Below are 24,601 nucleotides of genomic sequence, written 5' to 3'. Positions count from 1 at the left end.
AGCATACTAAATTATAATGACTACGTCAAGATGCTTTTTCGCCACAGAGGCACTACGTCGTCAATTGTTAATCGTAATTCGTTAATTGTATTTGTGTCTTGGTGACTTGGTGGCATAATAAACCATGAACTGTAAATGAACAACCTTTCCAGAAAACAGATATTCACCGTTCTGGTGCTGACCCAGGTCGTGATCAGCGCCACCTACATGATGGCCAAGTTTTCCCTGCGGGAATTCTCGCCATTCTCCCTGGGCGTCTACCGCTTTCTGTTGGCCGGGGCGGTATTCGCCGGGCTTCTGCTCTGGCGCAGGGAGTTCATCCTGCCAAAAAAGGAGGACCGGAAGACCTTTCTACTGCTGGCCTTTCTGGCCGTGCCCTTGAACCAGGGGCTTTTCCTGTATGGGATGAAATACACCTTTGCCGCCCATGGCGCTCTGATGTACTCCACCACCCCCATCATGGTTCTGCTGCTGTCCTCCCTGTTCCTGGGCGAGCGGCCTACAGTACTTAAGATCACCGGGATAGCCCTGGGATTTCTGGGCATCATCCTGGTGCTGTTCGACCAGGGAATTCACCTGTCGGCCAAAACCATCAAGGGCGACCTGCTGCTGATCGTGGCCGTCATCACCTGGGCGGTTTACACCATCATCAGCAAAAAACTGCTGAAGAAGTATCCCCCGCTGGTGGTCACCGGGTACGCTCTGGGCCTGGGCGCGTTGATGTTCGTCCCTTTTGGCCTGCCCGCTGTGATAAGGCAGAACTACGGCCAGATAACCAGGACCGGCCTGCTGTCGCTTTTGTACCTGGCGCTGATGACCTCGGTGTTAGGATACCTGGTCTGGTCCTGGGGGCTTTCCAAGCTGGAGGCCACCAAGGTCTCTGTCTTCTCCAACCTTCAGCCGATAATGGCTGCCCTTTTGGGCTGGGCTTTTTTAAGTGAACCCATCACTTTGAAATTTGCCCTGGGCGCTGCGGTGGTGATCGCAGGAGTGTTTCTGGCAGAGAAGTGATGATGAAAACCATACCCATCAGACCTAAAATAAGACCTAATTGTTTTTACGTTTTCGTATCTTTTGCGTAAAATGTTTTATAATATTTATCTTGCATGCGCTGGTTAATTGTAGTAATATTTATCGTTGTATTTAATCATAAATTATAATTTAGGAGGCTGTATGTCCCGGTTTAAATATTTTGTTCTGGCAGTTTTCCTTTCAGCAATAATAACCTCATGCCAAAAACAGCCGAAACCCCAGCCGGAAACAAATTCGGCTCCGGTCATAAAACCAACTGCTGTCTGCATTTTAGACGGCACCGCCTTGTGGAAGGATCCCCTGCAAAAAAAGGAAAAGGGTTCCTGGCTTTCATCACTAAGACTGGGTGAAACCGTTAACCTCCTGGAAGGCACTATTGTAGATTCCACCGATAAATATAAGGAATATTGTCAAGTTGAGCTTTCGGACGGCAAGACCGGCTGGGCCTCCAGCTACGGCCTAGTAAAGGCTGCTACCGCCGGCGCAGTCAAAGAAGAAACACCCGTGTACCAACGGCCGGACCTTTTAACCATTACCGACAAAAAATTCAAGATGCTTGATGTTGTTGCCGTTACCCAAAGCAAGGAAAATTTATGCGAAGTAGTGGGCGAAGCCGGTACGGTAAAAGGATGGATCAAGAAAGAGGCCATACTTGGTTCCAAGGAGGACATCACTGTAGCCGTCATGGCCAATAAGATATTTCGAGACAACGTAAAAATGACCAGGGCCGAGCAATTGGAAAAAATCATAGCCTCCTCTCCCTATCCCGATTCCTACTTTATGCAGCAATTCAGGCTCGAGACTTTACCCGATACTGTTGCCAAAACAGAAGATGAAAGCTCCGGCACGGAAGATACTGAAGACGGCGGCCATTGATCTGCCATAAACTAATATAACGAAAGGCCGAAATATTTTCGGCCTTTTTGCATTTTTATCTTGCATATAGATGTTATTTATAGTAACATAAATTGCTTATAGCGTTTAAGGCCTGTTATCTAAAAACACTATGCTTTTTCAATGGTTCAACAACATCGCCCACAACGGGATTTGCCAAATCGGCGCCTATCCGGAAATTATTGCCCGGGGATTCCTGAACCTAGGCGGTTTTGATCCCTGGATACTGATTCCGCTTCTTATGGCACTGTTTACCGTGACTTATGCCGCCGATATGAAAAAAATAACTTATAAGCCTCTTAAGAGACGCCCCCAGACTGTCGCAAATGATCCGCGCCCTGGGGGCATTTTTATATAGAACACCGTGTTTGGCCCGCAGCATATCGTTCATCAACCAAAACGTAGGGAGAGATTATGATAAGGATATTTATTGTTCTTGTTCTAATGGCGGCGCCTTTGGCGCTTAACGGATGGACAGCCAAGCCCGCTGCGCTCAAGAACGACTTCCGGTTCGTGGTGCTGGCCGACCGGGCCAATAGCCCAAATCAAAAAGCCTTCGAGATGGTGCTAAAGGATATCGAACGGTTGAGCCCGGACTTTGTGGTGACGGTGGGCGATCTGATCCAAGGGTACAAGGATTCGGCCGGAACTGTAAATGACTGGGATTCCATCCTGCCCTGCCTGAAGGTCCTTTCCTGTCCCGTATATCTTACTCCCGGCAATCACGACATCACCACCCCTAACGTCCGTAATATCTTCATTAAAAAGACCGGACGCAATCCCTACTATTCTTTTGATCACCAAAGCAGCCATTTCATAATTCTGGACAACACCTTGGTCAAGACGGCCGACCAGATGGATCCGGATCAGATGAAATGGCTGGAGAATGACCTTAAGGCGTTCAAGAACAAGTCCGGGATCTACGTTTTCATGCACAAGCCTTTCTGGCCTTTCGGAATAGGGGCCGGCAAGCCGGACCGGCTGCACGATCTCTTTAAGAGATACAGGGTGACCGCGGTGTTCACCGGGCACTGGCACAACTATGCTTCGGAGGTTTTTGACGGCATTCGTTATGTGGTGATGGGCAGCTCCGGGGCGGAACTGCGGGGCGGGACCGAAGAGAATGTGAGCCTGGCCAACTTTTACCAGTATCTATGGGTTACCGTCAGAGACGGGAAATTCAGCCCGGCATTGATGCGGGCCGGAAACACCTTTGCCATAGACTGGGTGACACTTAAGGAGGAAACATTTGCCCATGACCTTGCCGGAAAAGCCGTTGATCTGAGGGGTCCGTCATTCCAAGAAGGAAAGACACCCAGGGAGTTTCAGACCGACCTGAAGCTGGTCAATTTGACCGACAAGCCGATCAAGACCGAGGTGCTATGGGAGACCGGCCAGAACTGGCAGGCGCTAAGCCCCAAGACCGAAGTGGAGATCGCCCCCGGCGACACCCTGAAAAAATCCTTTAAATTCAAAGGCCCCGGCATTTTGTATCCCCTGCCCCTGATGAAGGTGGCCTATCCTTTCGGCCGGGACAAGGTGTTCACCATTGAAAAATATGCCCCGGAAGTGGCCAAGATAATCGACTGCCCCAGGGCCAAAAAGGCGCCGGTGGTTGACGGAAATTTCGCAGCTACCGAGTGGCTGGGGGCTGGCAAAGCGGTCGAGTTCTGCAACGGTTACGGCGATACCGAACCGGCGCTTAACGATCCCACGGAGGTCTTCTTCCTGCACGACGGGGAGAACCTTTACCTGGCGGCGGTCTGCCACGACACCGCAATGACAAAACTTAAAGCCACTAAAACTGTCCGCGATGAGCCGGTCAATAAAGATGATTATCTGGGGTTTTACCTCTCCCCCAACCAGGACACCGTTTATCAGATTTATATCAATCCGCTGGGCACGGTCTGGGACCAGCAGGTGGACAACGTTCGCAACAGTGAAAATGAGAAATGGAACGGCAACTACCAGGTCCAGTGCGAACGCAAGGACAAGGAATGGCGTTTGGAGATGAAAATCCCCTTGAAGGATATCGGATTGGCAAAACTTACCAAGAACAGCCAGATCAGGATGAACATTCGCCGCTGTCAGCAATACAACAAGCAGCTCGCCCTATGGATATTCAACTGGGACTACCTTACCCAGAATTACGGAATTTTAAATTTCAAGTAATTTTACCTGCAACCGCGCTACAGATAAAAACGTGCTTATAGCCTTCAACAAACCCTACGGCGTGCTTTCGCAGTTCACTGCCGACGGCTCAAAAAACAGGACCCTGGCCGATTTCCGGTTCCCCAAGAACATCTACGCACTGGGCCGGCTGGACGCCGATTCCGAGGGCCTGCTGTTTTTGTCCGATGAGCCGGAACTTAACGCTCTTTTGCTGAACCCCGAACGCGGCCATTCCCGCACCTACTGGGCCCAGGTGGAGAACATCCCTTCGGACCAGGCCCTTAAAAAACTCAGGGCCGGCGTCGTAATCGAGCAACAGGAAACCCTGCCCTGCTCGGTGATGATCCTGGCCCCCCAGCCGGAGATAGCCGCCCGCATCCCGCCTATCAGGGTCCGGAAGAACATCCCCGACTGCTGGCTGGAGATCACCTTGACCGAGGGGAAGAACCGCCAGGTGCGCAAGATGACAGCGGCAGTGGGTCATCCCACCCTGCGGCTGATCCGGGTGAAGATCGGCAACTATTCCCTGGGGGACCTTAAGACCGGCCAGTGGAAGGCGATCGACAAGAAGACCCGGATTAAAATATTCAACCAACGATAAGGCTTTTCCCGGTAAAAGGTCTTTGTATGTTTCGGCGGCCTTACAACCTTTCTGAACCTTTTGTTTGAATGCCGGCCAGACCGGAAAGGATCGGACGAATGAATCACACTGTGAAACTGCTGTTTCGGGTGGCCACTGCCCTGCTGATCGCCGCCGCCGCAATTTTCCTGTACAAGGCTTACCAAAAACACCGGCGAGCTTTGGTGGCGGCGGCCCGCCGGGAACAGGCGGTGGATATTTCCAACCGGGCGGTAGCCTTTTCCCAAAAGGGAGAGTTTCCGCAGGCCCTCGGACTCTTGAAACAGGCCTTGGAACTGGCGCCGGGCGACTCCGGGATCCGGGCCAATCTGACCGCAGTTTACGGCAATGAGATGGTTATAAATTACCGCCAGGGCGATTTCCAAAAAGTGCTGGAACTGGGAGCCGCCGCCAGACAGGATTCTCTTATCAGCGCCGTCATATATTATCTTAACGCTCAGGCCTTTTGCCTGGACAATCAAAACGATTCGGCCCTTAATTTACTAGAGACGGCCAACCGCGCCCTGCCCTATAACGTTGACATTGTCCAGCGCCTGGCTCAGCTAAAGAAGGAGACCCTGACCGAGCAGGGGTTTGAACAGGACCACAGCGGTTATTTTGAAATCCGGTTCGAGGGGGCGGAGAACCGTGAGGTGTCGGGCCAAGTGCTGATGCTGCTTGAAGAGATACGGGACCGGGTGGGCAGTGAGCTGGGTCACCGCATCCGGGGCAACACCAGCGTGATCCTTTACAGCGACCAGCAGTTCCGGGATATCACTCACCTGGCCTCCTGGGCCGGCGCCGCCTTCGACGGACGGATCCGGATCCCGGTGGCCAATTATCAGAACGACCGGCAGCTGCTTAAGAATGTGCTGACCCATGAATTCACTCACGCCGCCATCTATGACATGACCGGCGGACGCTGCCCTGCCTGGCTTAACGAGGGTCTGGCGATGCTGCTGGAAGGGCTGACACCCAAGGAAAATATCTACGTCCCCCTGAGAGACTTGCAAAAACCATTCACCGGCCTGGAGTCCGGCCAGGCGCTTCTGGCCTATAAAGCCAGCCTTTCTGCCGCATACTTTCTGACCAGCCAATACGATTGGGCCTTTGTTCGCCTGCTTTTTTCCAAAATGCAGCAAGGGACAGGTTTTACCCAGGCGTTTAAGGAATCATATGGAATGGGTCCGGATGAGTTTGAACAGCGTTGGAAAGAAAGCCTTTTTAAATAATAAACCGTGGAGACTTTCATGTTGCGAAAGTATTGTTTTGTGTTTCTTGCCGCCGGGATGGCCATGGCGCTTTTCTCCTGTACCAAGCGCAAGCCGGAGGAGATAGAATATGCTCCGAATGCCCCCAATAGTCCCTACCCCCCGGACAGAGCCACCAACATCGATCACACCACCACCGATGTCACCCTGTCCTGGAAGTGTTCCGACAAGGACGGAGGCCTGCTTTATTACGATGTTTACCTGGACACCTTGAACCCTCCTTCGGCGCTAGCCGCCTCGGGCCTGGCGACCGCCAGCTATTTTGCCGACAGCCTTAGCTACAACACCACCTACTACTGGAAGGTTTTCGCCAGTAATGACAAGGGGGTCATCACTGCCGGACCAGTCTGGAGTTTCACCACCCTGCCCCACTCCAACCAAGCTCCCTATGCTCCGGTATACCTGGCCCCGGCCGACGGCGCACCCTGGGAATACCCCACCCTCCTGTTCAATTGGACCTGCACGGATCCCAACGGAGAAGATGACAATCCTTTGTGCTATGATATTTATTTAGGTACCACTGCTTCTCCGCCTCTATTTTGCCCGCAATATCAAAAAGACTGGACTTTGTGGTCATCCCTTTCTTATGCCACGACCTACTATTGGAAGATCGTAGCCTGGGACATTCACGGGGCCTCGACCTCCGGCCCGATTCACTCTTTTACCACCAGGGCCTGTCCCTGGTATTCTAAAAAAGACATGCCCTCAAAACGTTATTTCTTCAGCACCGCCGTGGTCAACAATAAGATCTATATTATCGGCGGGAAGGACCCGTCACAAAACGTTTTATCTCTGGTGGAGGAATATGATCCCATTAATGACACCTGGACCCAAAAAGCCGACATACCTACACCCAGAAGCGAATCCGCGGCTGCGGTCTATAACAATACCGTTTACATCTTTGGCGGATATACTAATAAGGTAGAAGTGTACGATCCCCTGGCAAATATCTGGACCGTTAAAAATGATGCCCCGGAGGATATCGCCTCAGCCACAGCCGCGGTCTTCCAGAACAAGATATATGTCAGTAGTTCTGGAATCCACGTATACGATCCGGCCATTGATGACTGGTGGGACTCTACCTGGGTTGAAACCTATACCGACACACTGGAAGACACCACTTATTACGACACGATATATACATGGACAAACCCGCACTACCCAGGTTCAAATCCTGTGATCCTGAACAATGAACTATATTTTTTAAACGTCGGCGGCGGGTTTTGGCGCTATAATGAATCATTGGACACTTGCCTGTTTTTGCATGGCGTTACCATTCCATATTCCTTATCCTATTATGGAACTGTCATTGCCAACAACTATCTGTACGTTTTGGGTGGCTACGACGCCGGAAGCTACTCTGACCGGGTCAGCAAATACGACCCCTTCACCGATACCTGGTATATCCGCAGCGATATGCAGACTGGCAGATCAACAATTGGAACGGCCTATGTCAACAATTGTATTTATGTTTTCGGGGGATTGAATGTCCTGTGGTTGTCTTCAGTAGAAGAATACCGGCTGGAAGAGGACCCAAAAAACATACCTGTCAGGTAAGCCACAATAAACTAAGGAAGGCTTTATGAAAAGACTCGTTCGGTTTTTAATCATAATCTCTTTTTGCTTCCTGGCCGCTTCCTGTACCAAGCGCAAGCCGGAGGAGATAGAATATGCTCCGAATGCCCCCAATAGTCCCTACCCCCCGGACAGCGCCACCAACATCGACCACACCACCATCGATGTCACCCTGTCCTGGAAGTGTTCCGACAAGGACGGAGGCCTGCTTTATTACGATGTTTACCTGGATACCTTGAACCCTCCTTCGGCGCTGGCCGCCTCGGGCCTGGCGACTGCCAGCTATTTTGCCGACAGCCTTGGCTACAACACCACCTACTACTGGAAGGTTTTCGCCAAGGACGATAAGGGAATTATCACCGCCGGATCTGTCTGGAGTTTCACCACCCTGCCCCACTCCAATCTGGCCCCATACGTCCCGGTTTACCTGAATCCGGCTGACGGCGCACCCTGGGAATACCCCACCCTCCTGTTCAATTGGACATGCGCGGACCACACCGAAGACGACACTCTCTATTATACTTTTTATCTGGGAAATACTGCCGAACTCCCGGCCTTAAACCAGCCGTACTTCCAGCAAAATTACCTGGAGAAAACCGGCCTGGCTTATGATACCAAATACTATTGGAGGGTTATCGTCCGCGACAACCACTGGGCATTTACCGAAGGTCCGGTCCAAAGCTTCACCACCCGTACCTGTCCGTGGATCAGCAAAAGAGATCTCCCCTCCCCCCGTTACGGCTTCGGTACGGCTGTTATTAACAATAAGATATATATCATCGGCGGAACAAATGGCCTTACCTGGCTGAATGAAGTTCTGGAGTACGATCCATTGTCGGACACCTGGACCAGAAAGGCGGATATGCCGACCCCTCGCAGCAATCTGGCCGTGGCCGTATGGGACAACAGGATCTATGCCATAGGAGGGCGCATCAACGATGTCGTATATAATAGAAATGAAATGTATGACCCTGTGCTCAACACCTGGGCCAGTCTGGATACAATGCCAATAGCGTATGAGGCCGCAAACAACATCACTTCGGCCCAGGCCGTCCAGGGAAAGATTTACACCCTGGGACCGGTACTTCAATACAACATAAGCACCAATGATTGGTGGACCGACACGGTTATTTTTGCCGATACCATAGCCCCAGATACGATATATGCTGATACGTTTTATAATTACATAAAATCATACCTGCCTAACGACAATCGCTGTCATTGTTCGGCAGTTTACAACAACTTGATCTATGTGATGGGTGGCAACAACGGTCCTAAACCGCTTCCCTCTGTTGACGTTTATAACCCGGGCACCAATTTATGGACATCTGCCCGCGACATGATCGGGCCGGCCAATTATTCGGCTGCTACCGTGGCCAACGGCTTCATCTATGTTTTGGGCGGCTATGATGGCACTTATTCTAATAGAGTCAGGAAGTACGATCCCGGCACTGACACCTGGTTTATAAGAAGTGATATGCAGACCGGCAGGTCTTGTTTGGGAGCCGCCTTTATAAACAACCGCATTTACGCCATCGGCGGGGCCAATGTTTTTCCTCTGGCGACCGTCGAGGAATACCACCTTGACCTGGACCCAAAACGTTAATGTAACAACTGGAGAACAACATGAAAAGCACCCGGACCTTTGGATTGGCCCTGGCGATGCTGCTATCAAGCCTCCCGGCCCTGGCCCTGCCCGGCTCCATTAAGGGAAAGATTTACGACCAAACCAACCACGAGCCGATAATGGGAGTTACTGTTACTGTGGTCAACACTCCATTCGGGGCCATCAGTGATAGTGGCGGTAGTTTTATAGTGCCGGATATTCCCCCGGGATATTACAATCTGCGATTTAGTCGGATGGGCTATAAGGTCATATTAAAGAACCGGGTGCTGGTGCGCTCAGCCATGTCCACCACGATGGAGATAGACCTGGGGGTGAAGCCCTTAAGTATGTCCGGAATGGTGGTCAAGTCCACTTTTTTTGAAAAGACCAAAGATGCCGTCTCCTCTTCCCACCGGATGGATTTTGAGGAGATCGCAGCCCAGCCAGGCGGATATTTTGATGTCCAGAGGGCTGTTCAGGCCCTGCCTTCGGTGGCCTCGGTGGCCGACCAGAACAACGAGATCATTGTCCGGGGGGGGAACGCCGGGGAAAATCTTTTTCTAGTGGACAATATCGAGATATCCAACCCCAACCATTTTTCCAAGCAGGGAGCTTCCGGGGGTGCGGTGGGCATCATCAACACCGATTTCATCCGTCAGATGGATTTTTTTACCGGGGCCTTTCCTGCCAAATACGGCAATAAGGTATCTTCGGTAATGGATATCAAACTCCGGGACGGACTGAGCGAAAAACGGCGGATCAAAGCAGATGGCGGGATCTCCGGGCTGGGCCTGACCTGGGAGGGTCCGCTAAATCCCGTTTCCACTTTTTTGCTTTCCTATCATAAAAGTTATCCTTCCTTCATCCGGTCACGTTTCGGCATCACCGGCATCCCCCATTATTCCAACCTTCAGGGCAAATATGCTTATGATATCGATTACCGGCATAAGCTGACCGTGCTGGCTCTTTACGGTAAAGACGATTACCGGCTGGATCTGGAAAACGCTCTAACGGAAGATTACCAGCATTCGGTAGACTATGATTCCTGGCAATACACTTTGGGAGTCAACCTTCACACGGTATACCCTCAGGGATATACCATACACACAATATCCCGCAACTTCAATAACTGGACCCAGAATGAGGCCGACACCAGCGGGGCTGAAACTTACCGGGCTTTTGCCAATGAGGGCGAAACCTCTTTTAAGATGGATATGGGATTTTATCTTTCATCTGATAAAAAAAACGAGATCGGATTGGGCTTTGTCATCAGGAATACCCAGGTCAACAATGACATCTGGTTAAAACCGGATACCTTGCCCATCTATTATCCCGGCACGGACTCCGTCATCGGCACCACAGACTACACCTATGACCTCAAAATAAACAAATACCCCTGGCCCTGGCGTTATGCCGGATACATACAACACAACTGGACGCCGGTTTCCTTTTTCACTTTGCGCAGCGGATTGCGCTTTGATTATGTGGACTATACCGCCCAGATGGACATTTCACCCCGGGTTGGTACCAGTTTCCAGCTTTTTGAAAATACCGCGTTTAACTTTTCCTACGGACGCTGTTTCCAGCCGCCTGACTGGTATCAGCTAGGAATTGATACCGCCAACCGCCGGCTGGAGAGCAAATACAACGATCAGTTTGTGGCCGGGCTGGAGCATATTTTTGCCGAGGACATCAAGGGGACCATTGAGGCTTATTACAAGACATTCCGCAAGGTTCCCATCCAAAAGGTTTTGACCACTACCGATCCCTCCGACCGTTCCAATGTCTACGTCAATCAGGGACAGGGCTATGCCCAGGGAGTGGAACTATTCCTGCAGAAGAAGGTAAAAGAAAATTTTTGGGGGACACTGAGCTGCTCCTACTCCACCTCGCAAATGAAAGACCCCCGTTTTACCAACACTTATTACGACTGGGATTATGATTACCGCAACATCGTCACAGCCATCGCCGGATACCGCAATAATTTTGATGATAAACTGTGGTATGTGGACCTGCGGTACAAGTGGTGGTTCCTGCCACTCTCCGTCATACCGCTTTTCCCGGGAGATGAGACCGAATATTCCGTTCGCTGGCGCTATCTGGGCGGACGGCCCTATACACCGATGGTCATGCATCCTGAGCTTCGGCTGTGGCAGATCGACGAGCAGACTACGTTAAACTCCAAGCGGTCCGACCCTTACAACCGGGTGGATTTCCACGCTCAGCGCCGCTGGTTCTGGGACCGGGTAGGCTTGGTCTCATATTTTGAGATCGACAACCTTACAAACTACCCAAACATCTGGGAATACCAGTACACACCGGACGGAAAGCGAAAGCCCATCTATCAGTACGGCCTTAATATTACCGCCGGGATAATAGTTGAATTTTAGTTTTTTCTTTTGTCCAGATAAAATCCTTTCAGAACAAAGAGAAGAGGCCGTCTTAAAAAACGGCCTCTTCTCTTTTAGGATCAAACTATTTAAAAGCGTACAGTTGTGTTTCCACTTTTTCAATGTTTCCCTATCCGGCGCCTTCTTGTTAAAACCCGAACATCACTCCCGCCCCGCCCCGGAGGATGAGATTGTTCTTGTCAATCGAGCCGGCATTGACTGTGTCAGCCATCATATACCCTGCTGTCAAGTCGGCCAAAATGCTTACCCTTTCGCTGACGGCAAACTTTACCCCAGATCCCAGGGCTCCAAATAACGCAGTTCCGCTGGTTTGAGTCACGCCCGACAACTTGTTTTGCCAGAACACCGCACCGGCCTCTACTGTGGCGAACAGAGAGATCTTGGACTCAGGCAGGATCGTGAAACGGCCCAGGGCCGCTGCCGGAACTGCTGTGGTGGTGTAATCGGCAGAGCGCGGTTCCCAATCAGCGGCCTCAACTCCTGACTGCCCATAACCGCCGGCCACTCCCAGCCCCCAGTACTGGTTAAGGTTGTAGATCAGCCGGACCGTACCCGACAATCCAAGAGAGGCCGCATCCGCCAGGCCCCCCATAAGTTTGATGGCCCCAATATTGAGCGAGGCATCAACCACGGCCGTGGGAGCACAGAATATTTTGAGGCTGGTGGTGCTTTCATTTCCGGCCTGGTCGGTGGCTGCCACGGTAATCACATTTTCACCGGCCTTCAGCAGGATCATCTCGCTGAAATCACCTGCGGCCGACACCAGGGCCGGCTTGCCGTTGATGGTCAGTTCTGTTTTAAGGTCGGTGGATCCGTCCACCAGCATTTTCAGCTGGTTTGCTTTCTCCCCCATCTTAGGGCGTCCTATCCGCAGCCTGGGTCCTTCAATTTTACGAACCAGTCTTAGGGTGCGGGTGGGCCAGGGTTGTCCCTCCAGCCCGATTTCATCTATAGCTGTCAGCATCCAGTAAAAAATATCATCTGTCTTTCCCGGCTTAAGGCTGAAAGATTCTTTTTCGGTGATGATGTCGGCCACCACCTCTCTCATTTCAAAATCGCGGGCGATTATAAGATGCGCCTTCGTTCCCTCGCTCCGGCTCCAGGTAAACTTAATGCTCTTCGGTTTGTCGGGGTTGTAGAAAAACGTATCGTTGGCCGCCGGTGTTTTGGGCATGGGCGGCTTGGGCAGATCCACCGCCGGCTCCGGATGCTGGCCGGGCAGGCAGCGGCTTCCCTGGGCTGCTCGCAGGGACTTGTCCATTGAATTGGCGATTTGTCCCCGCCACATAACGTTGTCCTCCCAGACGGATAACAGGGCAGACCGATCCGGTTTTGACTCCACTACAAACTCGGTTCCCCGGATCCCGGCCACTGCGGTTGGCGTTGCCAGGGTAAAACTTTCCTTTTTGTCCCCCAGTTTGTTGATCTTGGCGTAGGCTTTCCCGATGATCAGGTTCAGGCCAACCTGGGCCTTTTTATTTCCCGTTTCCCAGGACTGTTCTTCTATCACCAGGTCCGAGCTGGGATTTACCTTTATCTTGGAACCGTTGTCAAATGTTATCTCGGCCCGGCCAGTGGAATCGGTGACCACCTCGTCCAATATGGTCAGCACCTGGTTCAGGTTGGCCGGCTGGAATTTGCTGATGCCCTGCTTGCGGGTAAACACGTTGCCCTGGAGATATGAAAGCCGGGCTTCCCGGATCTTGGAATTAACTGTTATTTCCACCCGGCGGTTCCTGGCCCGGTATTCATCGGTCAGGTTCGGCACCAGGGGGATCAGGTCGCCGTAACCCTTGGCTGTCAATTGGGACGGCGCTATCCGGTGTTTGGTGATCAAATAATTGCAGACCGACTGGGCCCGCTGCAGGGATAGTTTCTGGTTTTTCCTTTTATCGCCCACGTTATCGGTATGGCCGGCCACTTCCACCCGGGCGCCGGAACGCGTCAGGAACTGGCTTAGCGTATCAAGAGCCGGCAGGGTGGCGGTCTCAATCACCGCCGAGCCCGATTTGAACCGGATGTTGGAGAACTCAAACCTGACAGCCTGGGCAAAGAGCAGCGAAGGCAGCAGGGTTAGGATTGACAACAGCGTGATCTTCCGCATGAGAAGAACTCCTTAGAATATTTTTGCGTCAAAAGTTTTTTCTCAGGCTTTCCTGAGCATGATAATTTGTAACCGGTTGCCTGCATTGACAACTATAATATACAAAAATTAGCCTCAAATATCAAGCAAAATATTTTATGTTTTTAGCGCCCGGCCATTGTTGCGCCCCTGTTCGAATCCGGCTTTCTTCAAATGCACCAGCAGTACCCCGATGTCCGAAGGCGTGATCCCGGAGATGCGGGTGGCTTGCCCGATAGACAGCGGCCGGATGGCCGCTAACTTTTGCCGGGCCTCTCCCGAAAGTCCATACACGGCGGAATAATCCAAATCGGCCGGAACCGCCTGGTGCTCCAGCTCCGCCGTCCTGTCTGCGGTCTCCCGCTGCCTTTTGATGTAGCCTTGATATTTTATTTCTATCTCCACCCGCTCTGTTATATCCCGGTCAAGTTCGGGACGGTGCTGGTCCAAAGGCAACAGCGACATATAGAATATTTCCGGACGCTTAAGCAGGTCGTCAAGCCGGCAAGCCTCGGACAATGGCGCAGTATCTAGGGTTTGCAGGATATCGTTGGCCTGTTCCGGATATACTGTCTCTAGGCTCAGCCGTTCCAGTTCTTTGTTTATCTTATCCTGCCTGCCTTGGAAGCGGCCCCAGACATCATCGTCCACCAGCCCTATCTGATGCCCCAGCGGCAGCAGCCGTTCCGGAGCATTGTCCTGGCGCAGCAGCAGCCGGTGCTCGGCCCGCGAGGTGAACATCCGGTAAGGCTCTTCCGTGCCTTTGGTCACCAGATCGTCTATCAGCACGCCTATGTAGGCCTGGTCCCGGCCCAGGATCACCGGCTCAAGGCCTTTGATTTTCTGGACCGCGTTGATCCCGGCCAAAAGCCCCTGGGCGGCGGCCTCTTCATAGCCCGAGGTACCGTTGATCTGTCCGGCCAGGTAAAGCCCTTGGATCTTCTTGGTCTCCAGGGTGGGAAAAAGCTGGGTGGGAAAAACATAATCGTATTCTATGGCATAGCCGAACCGCATGATCCGGGCCCCCTCCAGCCCGGCGATGCTGTGGATGAATTGTTCCTGAACCTCTTCTGGCAAAGAGGATGAAATGCCGTTCAAATACAATTCATCGGTGTTTAGCCCCTCCGGTTCAATGAACACCTGATGATGGCTGCGCCCGGAGAAACGCACCACCTTGTCTTCTATTGACGGGCAATATCTGGGGCCGATGCCTTTTATCTTTCCCGAGTACAGCGGCGAACTCCCGATGTTCTCCAAAATTATTTTGTGCGTGGCTTCGTTGGTGCTGGTCAGATGGCACGGCACCTGCTCCAGTTTCGGCCAGATCCGTTTCTTTTGCCCGGTGCGGGAACTGATGGTTTCGTATACTTCTGTCCGGTTGGAAAAGCGCTGGGGATCATCGTCGCCAGGATGCAAGGCCATCTTGGAAAAATCAACCGACCGGGCATTTACCCTGGCAGGAGTGCCTGTTTTTAATCTGCCAAGACTTAAACCGTTGTCTGCAAGCGACTTGGATAATTCGGTGGCCGCCGGTTCCCCGGCCCTGCCGGCGGGAAAGGCTTTGGGACCTATGTGAATGAGCCCGTTCAAAAAGGTTCCGGTGGCAATTATCACAGCCCGGCACAAGAACTCCCGGCCGCCATCGGCCACTATCCCCCGGATAATCTTGCCGGAGTCATCCTTGTCCATCAGCAAATTGATGGCCGTGCCTTGCTTGATCTCTAAACTCTTCTGGCGTTCCAAAGCCTTTTTGGCTTCGGTGGAATAGATCTGCCGATCGCACTGAGCCCTTAGGGACCACACCGCCGGCCCTTTGCTCAGGTTGAGCATCCGAAACTGGATGCCCGCGGCGTCAGCCAACAGCCCCATCTCACCACCCAGTGCGTCTATCTCTTTTACTAACTGGCTTTTTGCCAGCCCGCCAATTGAGGGATTGCAGGACATCCAGCCGATCCTGTCCAGCGACATGGTGAACAACGCCGTGTTCATACCCATTTTGGCGCAAGACAGGGCGGCTTCGATCCCGGCGTGCCCGCCGCCAATAATTATTACATCGTATTTGTTTGACATATTTGAAATAATATGATACCATATTCCGATCTTTAAAGCAAGGCTGGGTTTGGGATTATGCAATAATTATCTGCGCCCGGGAACCAAAGCAGGCACTATTGTATCTAATGTATATAACCAAGAATAATTTGGAAATTAAAAAAAACAATAGGAGGAAAAATGAAAACTATTATTAAACTTTCTCTGGTCCTGGTAATAGCCGCTTTGCTAACCCCAATGGCCATCGCCCAAAAGACCGATTCTTTGACGGTAAAGAATCAGATCAAAACACAGACTGATGGGGCGGAACAGCAGCTGCGGATTCAGAACCGGGAAAAAATCCAAAACGGAACTCCGGCGGATTCCGGCCAGGGAGAAAAGAAACAACTGCAGAACAAAGAACAGACCAAGACCCAAACCAAGGCCCAGTATAAGGACGAGGACGGAAACGGAGTGGGAGACCAAAACAAGCTGCAAAAGAAGGAACAGAAAAAGACCAGGACCCGGACCAAGGCCAAAAAACAGTACGGCGAATGCAACGGGAACATGGTTCCCCAGGGCGGCGGGTCTGGCAATAAGCAGGGACAGGGATCTGGCTCGGGAACAGGCAACGGAAACAACTAAAATAAGCGCCTGAAACCTTTGCCAAACCGCAGGTTTAATAGTATTAAACCTGCGGTTTTTACAGCAATAAACATTTTAAAGAGAAAAATAAGTCAAACAATGACAACGCTGCCATCCTACGAATTAGAACTCAAGACATATAGCCACCGTTGGACTGACTTATCCATCCCCCTAAATGATCTGGCCGGCGATTGCGGTGTTCAGTTGGAAATAGTTGCCATCCCCCGGGGACTTTTCCGGCTCTATCTCTGCGTGGCCACCGGACAATGGGATGGCTTGGAGCTGTTTAAAAAACGATGGACGGAAATCAAAAAACCGGTTAAACTACGGAGATAATATGAAAAAGATCATGATTTTGGCTCTATTATCGGCATTTGTAACCGCCCTTGCCTTTGCTCAGGTTTCCGGCACGGCCGGAGCATGGACCGACTATAACAGCAATGCCTTTTCCGATGCATCCGGTGGTGGAACACTTACATTGGGAGCATTTTTGGATCTGGCGGCCGATTGGCCCTTCGGAAAATCCCCTCTTTCTGTCAGCGCCGATTATTCGGGAAGTTATAGCGCTTATTTAAGCTATCTAAGCAGAAGCCATAACGACCACCTGGCCGATGCCCTGCTTGTTTTAGACATCGGAAAGGACGGTTATGCCGGGTTGGGCGGATCATTTGAGGCCCAGTTGAATTCAGCCGACCGCAAGTACTATGACAATAGTTCGACGGCCACTATCCTGGAGTCTAAAATATATTTGGCCAATCCTCTGTTATTAAAACTTGACGGCTCGGTGGGAAGAACCTCTTTTAGCTATTTTACGGATTATGGCTACAACAGTACTGGGATTGCCGGGTCGCTGAGCCTCTTTTTGCCTGCCAAAACCGCTTTAATTGGTTTGGTGGACTACAACCGAAAGGTTTACAGTTCCTGTAACGACACCCTGGCACCGCAGAATATCCTCTTTTTTAGCCCCCGGTTTAAGTTGACCCAATCCCTTGGTCAAAATGTCGGGCTGGCAGTATCGTTTGGAACCCAGCAAAACAAGGTTTCCGCCGATAGCTTCTATATGCCGGATACTCTTTTGCGCGAAGTGGCCGAGTATTTTGATTATCAAGGGATCCGGGCCGAGGCCCAATTGACTGTTTTAACGCCCGGAGACAATAAGTTTGTGGTTTATGGGGCTTACAACAACAAGGACTTTTCCTCGCTTTATGCCTACCAAAAGGCGGGTTCGGACACCTCCAGCCCCTTCAGCCGGGCCAAAAGCGAAAACCTGAGAAAAGACGTCATCACCGAGGTGGGTGTAGAGTTGACCTTGGGCTTGGATGGGTCCGGAAGCAAGAGCCCCAGCCTGATCCTGGGAGGGAATTATCTGATCAATTCCTCCAATGACCCATATTATGATTTTTCCCGGCTGCTTTTCTCGGCCTCCCTTGAATATTCCTTTTAATGTTTCACGTGAAACAATTTCGGGCGCCCCGTTTTTGGAGCGCCCGTTTTGTTTTGTTCCGGCGCGATTGTTTCACGTGAAACAATCGCCGGTTTTTGTTTGACATTTAATGGATTAAGTTTTATAATTAACCCATCATTTCACCTTTAACTTTAGGGCATAAAAATGAACATTCAAACCACCCTGCTGCCCAAGGAAAAACTGAAAGCCCTTTATCCTGATCCATTAAAGCTCCAGTTCGGCCGGACCTTCACCGATTATATGTTCACCATGCCCTACAACCGGAAGCTGGGCTGGCACAACCCGGAGATCAAACCCTACCAGTCTCTGAACCTGGACCCGGCGGCCAACGTCTTTCACTACAGTCAGGAAGTTTTTGAAGGCCAGAAGGCCTATAAATCGCCGGACGGCAGGATCCTGCTTTTCCGCCCCGACGAGAACGCCAAGCGGCTGAACAATTCCATGCGCCGGATCTGCATGCCCGAGATCCCGGTGGAGGACATCATCCAGGCTGTCTCGGAACTGGTAAAGCTGGAACAGCGCTGGATCCCCACCGCCGAGGGCTGCTCCCTTTACATCCGGCCTACCGTGATCGGCACCGAAGCCGCCCTGGGAGTCAAGGCCTCCGACGAGTATCTTTTCTACATCATCCTCTCCCCGGTCGGCCCGTATTTTCCGGAGGGCTTTAATCCGGTGGGTCTGTGGGTCTCGGACAGCTTTACCAGGGCGGCCCTGGGCGGCACCGGCGAAGCCAAGACCGGCGGCAACTACGCTGCCAGCATGCTGGCCTCCCAGCAGGCCAAGGACCGGGGCTACAGCCAGGTGCTGTGGCTGGACGCCAAGGACCACCGCTATATCGAGGAAGTGGGGGCCATGAACATCTTCTTTGTGATCGAGAACGTGCTGGTCACCCCTCCCCTTTCCGGCAGTATTTTAAGCGGCATCACCCGCAAGTCGGTGCTGAAGCTGGCCGAGGACATCGGCATCCGGGCCGAGCAGCGGCAGCTGACGATCGACGAGCTGGTGGACGGCATCAAATTCCAGAAGGTGACCGAGATCTTCGGGGCCGGCACCGCGGCCGTGGTCAGCCCGGTGGGCAAGCTCAGTTACAAGGGCCAGGAATACGTGGTGGGCAAGAAAGCCGGCCCCTGGGCCAAGAAGTTCTTCGATACCCTGACCGGTATACAGACCGGGAAACTGCCGGACAAGCACGGCTGGGTGCACCAAGTTAAATAAGACTAATTTAGTCCTGTTAACCCTTTGGTGTTAGAAAGCGTGCACTGAGCGGCCCGGCTGAGCGTTCGACTGAGCTCACGCCGAAGTCGGGCCGAAGCCTTGTCGAATGTGCACAAGGGGCACAAAAAGAGGGCGGAAGTCATTTCTTCCGCCCTCTTTTCATTTGGGCCAGCTCTTCATCCGTGATCTTCCGGGCCTGGCCGGTCTCCAGATAACCCAGCTTCACCGGACCAAAGGAGATCCTCTTAAGCTCCAGCACCTGGCGGCCCAGAGCCCGGAACATCATCTTGACCTCGCGCTTCTTGCCCTCTCGGATGGTGATCTCGATAAAGGAATTCTGCTCCCGGGGATCGTAGCGCAATATTTTGGCCGGGGCCGGGGCGTAGTGCTCGCCCTCGTATTCCACCCCCTGCTTCAGCTGGTCCAGCTCGGCCTTCTGCACCAGGCCCCGCACCCAGACCACGTAGGTCCGTTTGATCTGGTTGGAAGGGTGGGTGATCTGTTCTATCAGTTCGCCGTCGTCGGTCATGATCAGCAGGCCTTCGCTGTCCAGGTCCAGCCGCCCGGCGTATTTCATGTTCTTAAGGTAGAAGGGCACCGCGTCATAGATGGTGGGCCGGCCGTAAGGGTCTCCCCGGCTGCAGAGGTAGCCCTTGGGCTTGTTGAAGACCCAGTACTGGTGCACCTTGGGCGGGTTAATGTGCTTGCCGCCCACCTTGACGGTGCTGCGGGAGGGCAGGATCACTGTGCCCAGCTCGGTCACTTTTTTCCCGTTGACCGTGACCTGTCCGGCCGCGATCATCTCATCGGCCTGGCGGCGCGAGGCCACCCCGCACTGGGCCAGGAATTTATTAAGCCTTACTTTTTGTTCCATGTTCATAGGATATCATTTTTGCCTGCGATTTGCAACATAAAAGAGCGAGGGAGCTCTATGTGCTCCCTCGCTTTGCTGCGAAGAATATTCTGCCCGATTATCTGAGAATCACCAGTTTTTGGGTCATCTCTTTATTCTCCGCCTGCAGACGATAAATATAAATGCCCGAAGACACTTTGTTTCCGCTGTTGTCCCGGCCGTCCCATTTGACGGCATGCGGCCCTGCTGCCGCCTGCCCGCTGGCCAGGGTCTTCACCAGTTGTCCGGCGATGTTGTAAACCTTCAGGTTTACCAGCCCCGGTTTTGATACCCGATAATTGATCGTTGTTGCTTGTTTAAATGGGTTGGGGGCGTTCTGCAGCAGCAGGATGGGGGGCATGGTATTTTTACCCAGTAGTCCAGTGATACCCAACTGATCGAACTGTAACTTAGCGTCTCTGGCTTTTTCCCGCAGTTCCATTATGGCCATCGTGTCATTGGTCCCCAGATAACTGTAATCAAAATTGGCGCAGATCATGCAGACGATCACTTTGGCGGTCTGTCCAGGGGCAAGGTCTATGGGCCCGGTCGATTCCATAAATCTCTGGTCATTGGGGGAAGGTTTATTATCCAGTCTCTTAAAATTTCCGGTCATATAATCGTATCCGGCCAGTTCCTGATATTGCTCGATATCGGTCGGCGGATCTATTGCCCGATTGAACACCTTAAAAGCATACAGTCCTATGGTGTCGCCAATGCTGAGGTGGTAGCCGTCTGGTGCGGTGAATTCCTTGTTGGCCACCGGGCTTTCCAGGAACATGAAGCCTATACACCCAGGTTCCCTGGTCCAGCCGGGTTCGCTGTTGATGCCGTTGTACTGGTATCCCATATTTGTTGTGGAATCCCAGTAGCATATATCATTTTGGTAGGGGTCGCTCTCGCTCCCGATGTCGCAGTCGGTGGTAGGCGCCAAGTATACATCGAACAGAGTATCTTCTCTGGTATTCCGGACCTCGAATAAATAATAGATGACGTCCGTAATGCTGGCAGTGTTCCATTGGTAGGTGGTCTGGGTTACTTCTATCTTCAGCGGTCGGCCGGTAAGATGATTGCTGACATTATAATCGTTATAGACACACCTGGTGTCCAGCATAGATACGATGCTGTCCCCGCCTCCGGTCTTTTGCAGGGGCCAGCCGGCCTCCGTGGAAACATAAACCTTGACATCCGCAGCCGTAGGGCTTTGCGGGACCCCGCCTATTACAGCTCCCGGAGTGTATTCATATCTTGCGTTGCTCGGATTATAGCCCTGTGTTACCAGGGTATCCATTTTGCCCGGTATACTATCGTTTCTCACCTGTGCCCCCACCCATAGACCCCAGCCAAAAACGTAGTTCATCAATGGCGGTATGGGGTCTCCATTGATATCCAATGCCGGGGCTGGCCAAAAGGTATAGGCTGAGCTACCACCCTGAACCTGGCCCAGCTGACCATAATTGGTTACGCTGGACATTAAATTATTTTGGTACAAACTATTCCAGTCGTATATCGCAAACGCATTCACTGCAAACAACAAGATTGCCAATAGCAAGATTGCCTGACGAACTTTGCCCATAGCGCCTCCATGAGTTTAAATTTTGTTTATTATACAATATTATACCGGGAGTGGGATAATGTCAATATTTATTTTATGATATTTACAACTTTATTCTGGACACGTCGTAATATGCCCTTACATATAATTGTCTTTTTATGATATAATCCCCGTATGCCAAATTTATTATATTCCGACACTTCCGGCCAGATCTACGACACACCTGAATTTCAGCCACTGGGCCTTTCCGGTGGGGACTTTGTGCCCGTGCCGGAAAACGAGCTGGTGCCACTGCCGGTGGGCAGTGAGATCTTCGTGATCAAAAAGGGTGTCGTGGTTGCTTCGCAGAACAGAGCCACAGTATACCTGGAAAAACTGCAGGGCAAGAAGATCTTTCCAGTGGCAGCTTTCATGCCGGCCGGGTTCACTAGGACCCTGCTGCCGGGTTATGTAGAGAAAGCGGAAAAACCCTTTCTTCCCCTGTGGTCTTACACCGCCTTGGCCTGGCACAAGGGAAGGATCTGCGGCGCGGCGCGGCTGGTTGCCAAGAACCCCAAGGCCGATCCCGAACTTCACAGCCCGCAACAAGACAAACGTCTTGTTAAACTTGTTGAACAAAGATTGTCAGAAGAACCCTCAAACCGGTTATTGCGCCAGCTGGCCCGCTGCGCATTGGAGTATCACTGCTTTGCCGGCAAGAACACTTTTTACCGCAGATGGGAATTGCCCCTGCCAACCTCGCCGTCCTGCAATGCCCGATGTCTGGGCTGTCTTTCCCTTCAGCCGGGGGAGTGCTGCGCCAGCCAGGACCGGATAACTTTCGTCCCCACGCCAAAAGAGATAGCGGAACTGGCCGTGCCCCATCTGCAAAAGGCGGAATCGGCCATCGCCAGCTTTGGCCAGGGCTGTGAGGGGGAGCCCCTGCTGCAGGACAAGACCTTGGAGGCCTCCATCAAATTGATCCGCGCCCGGACGGACCGGGGGACCATCAACCTGAACACCAACGGCTATTCCCCGGAGAAGATCAAACGCCTGGCCCGTGCCGGCCTGAACTCGGTGCGGATCAGTTTGAATTCCTCACTCAACAAGAGCTATGATGCCTACTACCGGCCGGTCAACTACAAATATGCAGACGTACTGAAAAGCATCGCCGTGGCCAAGCAGAACGGACTGTATGTCAGTATCAACCTGCTGGTGTTTCCCGGCTACACCGACCGTGAGCGGGAGACGGAAGGACTGATAAAATTATTCCACAAACACAAGGTGGACATGGTGCAGATGAGAAACCTGTCCATCGATCCCTGGTGGTATATCCGCACCGTGCCAAGGCCAAAAGGTACAAGTCTGGGGATAGCCAGCCTGATCGATATTTTCAAAAGGGAACTTCCAAAAACGCGGATAGATTATTTCAATATCCCGGTGCATTAAAGGGGACAATGAAAAGCTGGCGTTCTAAAGAACGCCAGCTTTTTCCTTTTGGTCCTTTATCCCCTTTACAACCTGATTCCAATTACATATTCATTTTCTTGAATATCGCCTTTAGCGATTCCCCGTCCGGGATCAACAGAAAGTATCCTTGAAGATTGATCTTTTTGTCCATGAACCGGAATTCATTCTTGATGGAGATCACCATGTCCCCGTGCTCCTTGTGCGAGGAGAACGATTGGCCCCCTGCTTCCCGCGGGTCCCGGATCTCCAGGGACGGTGCGGTGGGGATCACCATCACGCCCAGCAACACTCCCAGGGCATTCATGTAGGCACAGGTCAGAATGTTGGATGTCTCCTTAAGCGCCGATTCCTCCAACTGGCCCAAAGCAACCGGTTTTATTGACTCTTCCCGGCCCAGTACCCGGTTGGAGAACTCCACCGCATCTTGTTCGGTGAACAGCAGCAGGGATTCTCCCTTGATATCCCCGGAAAGGCCCACCGCCACGCAGGCGATCTTCTGCCCGGGGGCGGCCAATGCGGTCAGCACTTCGCCCAGCGGTTTGACCTCGATCACCGGCACGTCTATCAGGATTGTCTGGTGGGCCAGTTCCGAGAGGGCGGTGGCGGCGTGCCCGGCCCCAATGTTGGACACCTCTTTAAGGGCGTCCAGGTGCAGGGGGTCTAAATTTTTAATATCCATACGGATTAGTTTAGCCTAAATCTGACAAAATATCAACAGTTATTTTGTCATGAGAACTATGTTTCAGCCGCCACCACACCGGCTATCAGGATAATGCCCCCGGCTATCAAACCAACCGTGGGGGCTTCCCGGATGAACACCAGCCCGGAGATTATGGTCACCAGCGGGATCAGATAGACCAAAGCCCCCAGCCGGGCGGCCTCGGTCTTCTTTAAGGCCCAGGACCATACCAGGAAGCCGAAGATGGTGCAGACCAGGCTCAGGAATATCAAGGCTCCCCAGCCTTTGGTTGTTATTGCCGCCATGGTTCTTACCGGCGGCAGAAAGAACATCAGCGGCAGGCTGCCCCAGACGATGGCCGACATGGTGATCAGGTTGGGGTCGTGGCGGTGGACCATGGGCTTTCCCACTATGGTGTAGAGTGCCCAGGAAAGCGGGGCCCCGAAGGTGATCAGCACGCCCAGAAGATAGTTGAAGTTGATGGCCTCCCCGGCCCCCCAGCGGACCACGATGAACAGCCCGATGAAGGCCGCGATGATGCCGCCCAGTTTTCTGGCGGTGATCTTTTCCTTAAGCGCCAGGTTGGAGGCTATTAAAGTAAAAATGGGGGAGAGGCCCACTATCAGGCTGGCGGTTCCGGCCGCGATCCGGCTCTCCCCGTAATTCAGGGCCAGGTTGTAACCCAAAACCCCGGTGATGCCGTAAAGGGAAATTCCCAGCCATTCCTGGCGCCATACCGAAAATATCTTCTGCGGTTTGTAGATCGCAAACATCAGAACCAGCAACAGCAGGGCCGCCGGCAGGTACCGGAGAACCGTCAGCTGCATGGGGTCCAGGCCCTCCACCTCCAGCAGGTATTTGATTGCCACAAAGGCGTTGCCCCAGAAGACCACCACCAGGGCCAGCAGTGTTATGAATATGATTTTTTTCATCTACTGTTTTTCATTATCCTTTTGATTCCTGCATTCCTG

18 protein-coding genes are annotated in these 24,601 nt (G+C 52.3%); 12 read left to right on the top strand and 6 right to left on the bottom strand.

The genetic code is table 11. The features are described 5' to 3' along the window. Window positions 1-135 precede the first annotated feature (135 nt). The 8 genes from HZA73_01215 to HZA73_01180 all read left to right on the top strand — a co-directional run bounded on the left by HZA73_01215 (window position 136) and on the right by HZA73_01180 (window position 11,559). On the top strand, window positions 136-1,011 hold the full coding sequence (locus HZA73_01215; protein ID MBI5804645.1) for a DMT family transporter: 876 nt from the start codon (window positions 136-138) through the stop codon (window positions 1,009-1,011). Window positions 1,012-1,173: 162 nt separating this feature from the next. Next, on the top strand, window positions 1,174-1,908 hold the full coding sequence (locus HZA73_01210; protein MBI5804644.1) for a hypothetical protein: 735 nt from the start codon (window positions 1,174-1,176) through the stop codon (window positions 1,906-1,908). A gap of 432 nt (window positions 1,909-2,340) precedes the next feature. After that, window positions 2,341-4,098, top strand: coding sequence for a metallophosphoesterase (locus HZA73_01205; protein MBI5804643.1), 1,758 nt, complete (start codon window positions 2,341-2,343; stop codon window positions 4,096-4,098). A gap of 31 nt (window positions 4,099-4,129) precedes the next feature. Further along, window positions 4,130-4,699, top strand: coding sequence for a pseudouridine synthase (locus HZA73_01200; GenBank protein MBI5804642.1), 570 nt, complete (start codon window positions 4,130-4,132; stop codon window positions 4,697-4,699). 98 nt (window positions 4,700-4,797) lie between these two features. Beyond that, window positions 4,798-5,949: a hypothetical protein gene (locus HZA73_01195; GenBank protein MBI5804641.1), complete on the top strand. Its 1,152-nt coding sequence runs from the start codon at window positions 4,798-4,800 to the stop codon at window positions 5,947-5,949. Between the two features lie 18 nt (window positions 5,950-5,967). After that, the gene (locus tag HZA73_01190) at window positions 5,968-7,545 is read left to right on the top strand and encodes a hypothetical protein (protein MBI5804640.1); all 1,578 of its coding nucleotides are present in this window, start codon (window positions 5,968-5,970) and stop codon (window positions 7,543-7,545) included. Window positions 7,546-7,570: 25 nt separating this feature from the next. Then, a complete protein-coding gene (locus tag HZA73_01185; GenBank protein MBI5804639.1) occupies window positions 7,571-9,169 on the top strand; it encodes a hypothetical protein in 1,599 nt (532 codons plus the stop codon). A 20-nt stretch (window positions 9,170-9,189) separates the two neighbouring features. After that, complete coding sequence (locus tag HZA73_01180) at window positions 9,190-11,559, top strand: TonB-dependent receptor (protein ID MBI5804638.1); 2,370 nt, start codon at window positions 9,190-9,192, stop codon at window positions 11,557-11,559. A gap of 148 nt (window positions 11,560-11,707) precedes the next feature. On the opposite strand, the gene HZA73_01175 is transcribed toward HZA73_01180, so the two are convergent. Then, window positions 11,708-13,684: an OmpA family protein gene (locus tag HZA73_01175; GenBank protein MBI5804637.1), complete on the bottom strand. Its 1,977-nt coding sequence runs from the start codon at window positions 13,682-13,684 to the stop codon at window positions 11,708-11,710. 135 nt (window positions 13,685-13,819) lie between these two features. Then, on the bottom strand, window positions 13,820-15,772 hold the full coding sequence (mnmG, locus tag HZA73_01170; protein MBI5804636.1) for a tRNA uridine-5-carboxymethylaminomethyl(34) synthesis enzyme MnmG: 1,953 nt from the start codon (window positions 15,770-15,772) through the stop codon (window positions 13,820-13,822). 159 nt (window positions 15,773-15,931) lie between these two features. On the opposite strand from mnmG, the gene HZA73_01165 reads away from it, so the two are divergent. The 3 genes from HZA73_01165 (at window position 15,932) to HZA73_01155 (ending at window position 19,055) form a co-directional block, all read left to right on the top strand. After that, window positions 15,932-16,375: a hypothetical protein gene (locus HZA73_01165; protein ID MBI5804635.1), complete on the top strand. Its 444-nt coding sequence runs from the start codon at window positions 15,932-15,934 to the stop codon at window positions 16,373-16,375. Between the two features lie 337 nt (window positions 16,376-16,712). Further along, the gene (locus HZA73_01160; protein ID MBI5804634.1) at window positions 16,713-17,819 is read left to right on the top strand and encodes a hypothetical protein; all 1,107 of its coding nucleotides are present in this window, start codon (window positions 16,713-16,715) and stop codon (window positions 17,817-17,819) included. A 165-nt stretch (window positions 17,820-17,984) separates the two neighbouring features. Beyond that, on the top strand, window positions 17,985-19,055 hold the full coding sequence (locus tag HZA73_01155) for a branched-chain amino acid aminotransferase (GenBank protein ID MBI5804633.1): 1,071 nt from the start codon (window positions 17,985-17,987) through the stop codon (window positions 19,053-19,055). A gap of 139 nt (window positions 19,056-19,194) precedes the next feature. Here the strand turns inward: HZA73_01155 and HZA73_01150 are convergent, their stop codons facing one another. Both HZA73_01150 and HZA73_01145 read right to left on the bottom strand, forming a co-directional pair. Further along, on the bottom strand, window positions 19,195-19,935 hold the full coding sequence (locus HZA73_01150; protein MBI5804632.1) for an rRNA pseudouridine synthase: 741 nt from the start codon (window positions 19,933-19,935) through the stop codon (window positions 19,195-19,197). Window positions 19,936-20,026: 91 nt separating this feature from the next. Continuing rightward, the gene (locus HZA73_01145) at window positions 20,027-21,421 is read right to left on the bottom strand and encodes a T9SS type A sorting domain-containing protein (GenBank protein ID MBI5804631.1); all 1,395 of its coding nucleotides are present in this window, start codon (window positions 21,419-21,421) and stop codon (window positions 20,027-20,029) included. A gap of 255 nt (window positions 21,422-21,676) precedes the next feature. On the opposite strand from HZA73_01145, the gene HZA73_01140 reads away from it, so the two are divergent. Continuing rightward, window positions 21,677-22,930, top strand: a complete 1,254-nt coding sequence (locus HZA73_01140; protein MBI5804630.1) for a radical SAM protein — start codon at window positions 21,677-21,679, stop codon at window positions 22,928-22,930. Window positions 22,931-23,012: 82 nt separating this feature from the next. On the opposite strand, the gene HZA73_01135 is transcribed toward HZA73_01140, so the two are convergent. Both HZA73_01135 and HZA73_01130 read right to left on the bottom strand, forming a co-directional pair. Continuing rightward, the gene (locus HZA73_01135; GenBank protein ID MBI5804629.1) at window positions 23,013-23,630 is read right to left on the bottom strand and encodes a chemotaxis protein CheC; all 618 of its coding nucleotides are present in this window, start codon (window positions 23,628-23,630) and stop codon (window positions 23,013-23,015) included. A gap of 56 nt (window positions 23,631-23,686) precedes the next feature. After that, on the bottom strand, window positions 23,687-24,562 hold the full coding sequence (locus tag HZA73_01130; GenBank protein ID MBI5804628.1) for a DMT family transporter: 876 nt from the start codon (window positions 24,560-24,562) through the stop codon (window positions 23,687-23,689). Window positions 24,563-24,601 lie beyond the last annotated feature (39 nt).

The organism is candidate division TA06 bacterium (assembly GCA_016235665.1).
Taxonomy (GTDB): domain Bacteria; phylum Edwardsbacteria; class AC1; order AC1; family EtOH8; genus UBA5202.
The sequence above is the reverse complement of the archived record's forward strand: the minus strand, read 5'-3'. Positions and strand labels throughout refer to the sequence as shown.